Genomic DNA, 6477 nt, shown 5'->3' on the forward strand with positions numbered 1-6477 from the left:
TGTTAATGAAAGTGAAATTTTTAACAACGAGTGGCATAATTGCAGCTCTTTACATCGCTATTACATTGTTAGTCGCCCCATTTGGCTTTACAGAGGTGCAGTTCCGTCTATCAGAAATGTTTAATCATCTAGTTGCGTTTAATCCACGCTTTGCCTTCGGAATCATTATTGGTGTATTTATCTCCAATCTATTTTCACCAAACGGCATTATCGATTTGTATTTTGGTGTAGCCCATTCGATGATTACTCTTGGATTGTTCATTCTTATTTGTAAATTTGTTAAAAATATTTGGGCACGTTTAGTCATTAATACATTATTATTTACTTGCACAATGTTCATCATTGCTTTTGAATTGAACATTGCATTAGAATTACCATTCTTCTGGACATGGTTAACTGTTGCTACAGGTGAATTTGTTGTCTTAGCGGTCGGTGCACCGATTATGTATACATTGAATAAACGCTTAAACTTCAAAAATTTAATTTAACTGACGGATCTTAATAGATTCGTCTTTTTTTATTTTCTTGCTATTCTTGACAACATTCTGAAAATACTTTACAATTCTTTTCAATAAATGCTAAGAAAAAGAATAGTAGCAAGCGGGCGTACTTAAAGAGAGCTGATGGTTGGTGCAAATCAGTAGTACGTACTTGCGAATGGGCTTTGGAGCAGCCTCATCAAATGTGAGGACGAATTTACTCCCCGTTACCGGAGTACGAAAGCGCGCAATTTATGCGAATGAAGGTGGCACCACGGTTACTCGTCCTTTTTACAGAAGGATTGTAGTGACTTTTTTTTATGGAAAAATTAGAAAAGAGGAGTCGAGAGAAGATGAGTATAGTAGTAGAGAAAAAAGGATATTTCGGTGAATTTGGTGGTAGCTTTGTTCCTGCTGAACTTCAAAATGTATTAAATATTTTAGATGAAAACTTCCAAAAATATAAAGACGATGAAGACTTTAATAAAGAGCTAGATTATTATTTCCATGAATATATTGGGCGCAAATCTCCACTTTATTTTGCTGAAAATTTAACAAAACAATTAGGCGGCGCAAAAATTTATTTAAAGCGTGAAGATCTTAACCATACAGGTTCACATAAAATTAATAACGTCCTTGGACAGATTTTATTAGCAAAGCGCATGGGTGCTAATCGTGTGATTGCCGAAACAGGTGCGGGTCAGCATGGTGTAGCAACAGCAACTGCTTGTGCAATGTTCGGAATGGATTGCACCATTTATATGGGTTTAGAGGATACAAAGCGTCAAGCATTAAACGTCTTCCGTATGGAGCTTCTTGGTGCAAAGGTAGTAGCTGTTGATAAAGGTCAAGGGCGATTAAAGGATGCTGTAGATGAAGCATTTGCTGACTTAGTGGAAAACTATGAGACGACTTTTTATTTACTAGGTTCTGCTGTAGGACCTCACCCATTCCCTTCAATGGTCAAGCATTTCCAATCAGTCATTAGCCGTGAAAGTCGTGAACAAATTATAGAAAAAGAAGGCAAGCTACCAGCAGCAGTACTTGCTTGTGTCGGTGGCGGCAGTAATGCGATCGGTGCGTTTGCAGAATATATTGCAGATGAAAATGTTCGCCTAATCGGCATTGAACCCGATAAGGCAGCTACATTAAATGAAGGAACACCCGGTGAATTACACGGTTTCAAATGTTTAGTACTGCAAGATGCAGAAGGCAATCCACTACCTACGTATTCAATTGCTGCTGGACTAGATTATCCTGGAGCTGGTCCAGAGCATAGCTATTTAAAAACAATTGGTCGTGGAGAATATGTAACGGTGACGAATGAAGAAGTGCTTGAAGCATTCCAAGTGCTGTCAAAGGTTGAAGGAATTATTCCGGCACTAGAAAGCTCCCACGCAGTTGCTCATGCACTAAAACTTGCGCCAACATTATCACCGGAAGAGAGCATTATTATCAATATCTCTGGCCGCGGAGACAAAGACGTAGAACAAGTATTTCAAATGTTAAGTAGATAAAAAGTGAAAGAGCGACTTCCCTTTGCGGAAATCGCTCTTTTAACTATACAAATGAAGCTAATTTCGGATAAATTTCTGCGATATTATCTCGAAGCTTTGCCTTCAGGAACTTTCCAACTGATGTTTTTGGAATTTCATCTAAAAATACTACATCATCCGGTGCAAATTGACTTTCTAAAAATGCCAGAAGCTCCTCTTCACTTGCCGCCATTCCTTCCTTTAATACTACACAAGCTAGCGGGCGTTCTTGCCATTTAATATGAGGAATTGCAATAACCGCCGCTTCCAAAACAGCATCATGGGTCATTAACGCATTTTCTAAATCAACTGAGGATATCCACTCTCCACCCGATTTAATTAAATCCTTTGTAAGATTTGTTATTTTGATAAAGCCATCCTCTGTTCTTACCGCAATGTCTCCTGTATATAACCAGCCGTCACGATAAGCATCATTTGTACGTTCATCACGATAATACTCGTGTGAAATCCATGGACCTCGCAAGCGTAACTCACCCATTGTTTCTCCATCCCATGGCACTTCGCCACTGTCATTAATAATGCTCGATTCTATACCGGCCATTGTCATTCCTTGCATTGCTCGCGATTCAATACGCTTTTCAATATCCAAGATATATAATTTGATAACGCTACAATCGGCGTTGTTTCAGTCATTCCATACACGACGATATATGGAATGCCATACTGCTCTTCAAATGTACGAATAAGTCGAGTAGGTGAAGCAGAGCCACCGCAACAAATAGCTCGTAGCGAACTAATATCTCGTTCAAGGCTAATTACATCTGGAATCGGCCAGCATTCACAAAAATATCCAACACTAAAGGACGAAGAAACCTAAATTCTTCGTCCTTTTAGAAATTTTTATTTATGAACAGGCTTTTGTCTGTAGTTTAATTTTTAATTTATCTAGCATATCAACTGTCATTTTTGCTAGATCATACTGCGCTTTAAAGCCCCATTCTTTTTGTGCGGCTTCTATATTTAAAGAATTTGGCCAGCTATCTGCTATCGCTTGACGAACCGGGTCTACATTATAATTCATACGAAAATGTGGCAAATGCTTTTTAATTTCCGCCGCAATTTCAGATGGCTCGAAGCTCATTGCAGTGATATTAAAGGCATTGCGATGTATTAATTTGCTACTATCAGCTTCCATTAAATCTACAATAGCTTGCAATGCATCTGGCATGTACATCATGTCCATATACGTACCTTCTTGAATATAAGATGTATACTTCCCTTGCTCGATCGCCTCATAGAAGATCTCTACCGCATAGTCTGTCGTACCGCCTCCAGGAGGAGTTACGTATGAAATTAACCCAGGGAAGCGTACACCGCGAGTATCTACACCAAAACGATTGAAATAATAATCACATAACAGCTCACCAGCAACTTTATTTACCCCATACATAGTTGTTGGACGCTGTAATGTATCCTGTGGCGTATTATCCTTTGGTGTCGATGGACCAAATGCGCCTATTGAGCTCGGCGTAAAAAATTGCAAGCTTAATTCACGCGAAACCTCCAACGCATTCATTAAACCGCCCATATTTAAATTCCACGCTAGCAAAGGATTTTTTTCTGCTGTTGCCGATAATAACGCCGCTAAATGCATCATTGTATCTGCACCAAAATCTTTCGCTAAATCATGCATTCTTTGTCCATCCGTCACGTCCAATACTTCAAATGGACCTTTAGAATGCTCAAGCTTCCGGATATCTGTAGCTAACACATTGTCCTCTCCATAAATACCACGGAGTTTTTCTACAAGCTCAGAACCTATTTGACCTAGTGCTCCTGTAACCATTATCTTTTCCATTTCTCCAAACCTCCACCTGTGAACAATTGTACTTTCTGAAAGTACAATAATATATAACCAAACATTGATTTAATAACGCTTCTGATGAATTTCATTATAAAGTGTTCATATTAAAAATACAACCACAATATTTTTAATTTTTAAAAACAGAGCAAAAAATCCTTTACCAACAGTATATGAGACCTATGAAATATTGTGCTAGAAAAACATATAAAATACATATGTACGACTCAGATGGACATTCAAGCAATATTAATTTTGTTTAATACTACTCAAAAAAAAAGAACCTCCTTTGTTGATAAAGAAGATCCTTTTGTTCTTATTAAATACGGAAACGCTTTACGGCTATTTGTAAAACTTTTGATACCTTATGTAGCTCTTTAATATAATCATGGAATTGCTGCTGTGCGGTTAATTGATCGGCTGTTAATCTAGCTACATGTTTAGTGGATGCTGCATTCGTATCAGAAAATGATGTTAACATTACCGCATCTTCACTAACCTTTTTCGTATGGTTGGCAATTTCTTGAATAGTTGTAGATACTTCCGTTATATATGGCTTCATTGTATGTACTTTTTCTAAAATATGATCGAAGCTTGTTGCCGTATCTCCTGTAACCTGCACTCCCTTTTCAGTTGCGACTAACACACCCTCCATCATTTGCACAGCATAGCTGGAATCTAAATGAATATTTTGTACAATGGACGTAATCGTTTGGGTTGAATGAACTGTTTGCTCTGCAAGCTTGCGAACTTCATTGGCCACCACCGCAAATCCTTTACCATGCTCCCCTGCCCTAGCAGCCTCAATAGATGCATTTAAGGCTAGAAGGTTTGTTTGCGCGGTAATTTTTTCAATTACTTCAACCATTTGATCAATTGTAGCTGCTCTCTCTACAAGATTAAAAATGGCTGTATTCGATTTTTCAACTGCGAGTTTAATGGCCTGTATTTGAGTTAAATTTGCCTGTACAATTTCCGTACCACTTTCTGCATCACTCGCAGTTTTATGAGCAAAATTTTCAACAACCTGCACTTTTTCTAATATTACTTGCACACTATTTAGCACCTCCTCTAGAGATGCTGTATTCGAAGCTAATTTTTTAGTAGAAGCAGCAGTTGAATCTGAAATAGACTGTACATCCTTTGCAATTTTGTGCGTCGTGTTAGACGATTTTTCGGAGGATTCCTGCAGTTTCCCAGTCATTTCTTCAACCTCATGTGCACTTTTTGATACTGTATGAAGTAGTCTTTTCACCTCTGTTGTCATCTGATTATAAGACAATACTACCTCGCCCAGCTCATCCTGCGCCACATAACTGGCATTCGCTGTGAAATCCCCCTGCTCCGCACGCTTTAATAACGACTTCAATTGACGCGTTGGTATATTCACAGCCTTTGTTGCTACAAATCCTATACAGATTACTAACAAAACAACAAATAAACATACTCCCCCTAATAGCCAATAACCAAATTGCACATCTTTCTGGTATGCCTGTTGCTGTTCCTTAGCCCGCTGAACCAAATAGCTTTGAGTTTCTTCTAATAATGAATGACTTTGCTGGCTTACAGGTAAATAAGACTGACCATAAAATTGTTGCTGTTCTTTTTGGTCCAATTGTTTATAGTTATTGATCATTGCTACCTGCTGTGCTAGTAAAGTTTTAAATTTCTTCATCTGATGGTTCATCTTTTTATCGATTTCTAGACTTACTAAATGTTCTAAAGGCTGCTCAGTGTTTTTTAAAATGACAGTCATTTCTTGATAAGCTCCGGCTGAATCCACTAAATAATCTAATTGTCGTTGTGATTCCTCTAGTTCATTTAACCATCCGATCGGTACAAGTCCTTCAGTATAGCTTTCACTTGCATGCCATGACATTTTCCGTAAATAATCAACACTAAAAATACCTAGCAATACATTTGATAGTACACAAACAATCATCAGTATAAGTAACTTGTCCTTCACCATTATGTATCGAAAAAAATGCATCATCTCGGCTCCTTCTCCAACTCTTACCAATAATGATAGTATGAAGATTTAAAGCCAGTGTTATGTTTTTGTAAAGATTGCACGAAAAGTTGTGAAAATAATCCCATTACTCCTAATATAATCGGCGCATATCCCCCTCGAGGTAACATGATATTAGTCCTCATAAATGCCTTTAGGGACATACCAGTTTAATTCAGAAATTACCTAGTGAAGAGCTTCGCTTTGCCCGTAACTCCCACTACTTTACTTCCGTATATAAATCAATCAAACGTTATCTCGGTAAACCCTACGAATTCACTCATATAGTATCAAATGTAATATTAACAAAATATAACTTCTAATAATCATAATAATCATTTAACTTGCAACCTTCTGAATTTCCTATCGTTGTCTATTAATAGTAGGTTTATCTAGCTTCTGCTAAGTGTTTTTAGTACGAAAGCGGAGCGGCAGCGGCAATTGTTTTCTGCGCGAAAGCGGAGCGGCAGCGGCAATTGTTTTCTGCGCGAAAGCGGAGCGACAGCGGCAATTGTTTCTGCGCGAAAGCGAAGCGGCAGCGGCAATTGTTTCTGCGCGAAAGCGAAGCGGCAGCGGCAATTGTTTCTGCGCGAAAGCGAAGCGGCAGCGGCAATTGTTTCTGCGCGAAAGCGG

5 protein-coding genes, 1 pseudogene and 1 other annotated feature are annotated in these 6477 nt (G+C 38.4%); of the genes and pseudogenes, 2 read left to right on the forward strand and 4 right to left on the reverse strand.

The window, feature by feature from the left end; genetic code table 11:
• Positions 1 to 5: 5 nt before the first annotated feature.
• The gene (locus ACIQ7N_RS10475; RefSeq protein ID WP_402931813.1) at positions 6 to 488 is read left to right on the forward strand and encodes a QueT transporter family protein; all 483 of its coding nucleotides are present in this window, start codon (positions 6 to 8) and stop codon (positions 486 to 488) included.
• Positions 489 to 571: 83 nt separating this feature from the next.
• Positions 572 to 772: a binding site (T-box leader), on the forward strand.
• 60 nt (positions 773 to 832) lie between these two features.
• Positions 833 to 1996 (forward strand): tryptophan synthase subunit beta, encoded by a 1164-nt coding sequence (trpB, locus tag ACIQ7N_RS10480; protein WP_402931815.1) that lies wholly within the window; start codon positions 833 to 835, stop codon positions 1994 to 1996.
• Positions 1997 to 2039: 43 nt separating this feature from the next.
• Here the strand turns inward: trpB and ACIQ7N_RS10485 are convergent.
• The 4 genes and pseudogenes from ACIQ7N_RS10485 to ACIQ7N_RS10500 form a co-directional block, all read right to left on the reverse strand.
• Positions 2040 to 2779 (reverse strand): annotated as a pseudogene (locus ACIQ7N_RS10485) (AMP-binding protein); the annotation flags it as partial.
• Between the two features lie 100 nt (positions 2780 to 2879).
• Positions 2880 to 3833, reverse strand: a complete 954-nt coding sequence (locus tag ACIQ7N_RS10490; protein WP_402931817.1) for an L-threonine 3-dehydrogenase — start codon at positions 3831 to 3833, stop codon at positions 2880 to 2882.
• A 322-nt stretch (positions 3834 to 4155) separates the two neighbouring features.
• On the reverse strand, positions 4156 to 5829 hold the full coding sequence (locus ACIQ7N_RS10495; protein ID WP_402931819.1) for a methyl-accepting chemotaxis protein: 1674 nt from the start codon (positions 5827 to 5829) through the stop codon (positions 4156 to 4158).
• Positions 5830 to 6256: 427 nt separating this feature from the next.
• A partial coding sequence (locus ACIQ7N_RS10500) for a hypothetical protein (RefSeq protein WP_402931821.1) occupies positions 6257 to 6477 on the reverse strand: 221 nt, incomplete at its 5' end.

The sequence above is a fragment of the Lysinibacillus sp. NPDC095746 genome (assembly GCF_044763535.1).
In the GTDB taxonomy this organism is placed as follows: Bacteria; Bacillota; Bacilli; order Bacillales_A; family Planococcaceae; genus Lysinibacillus.

Bases quoted from the DNA above. Each gene is read 5' to 3' on its own strand.
- ACIQ7N_RS10490 (WP_402931817.1), bottom strand. From the start codon at position 3,833: ATGGAAAAGATAATGGTTACAGGAGCACTAGGTCAAATAGGTTCTGAG.
- ACIQ7N_RS10495 (WP_402931819.1), bottom strand. From the start codon at position 5,829: ATGATGCATTTTTTTCGATACATAATGGTGAAGGACAAGTTACTTATA.
- ACIQ7N_RS10475 (WP_402931813.1), top strand. From the start codon at position 6: ATGAAAGTGAAATTTTTAACAACGAGTGGCATAATTGCAGCTCTTTAC.
- trpB (WP_402931815.1), top strand. From the start codon at position 833: ATGAGTATAGTAGTAGAGAAAAAAGGATATTTCGGTGAATTTGGTGGT.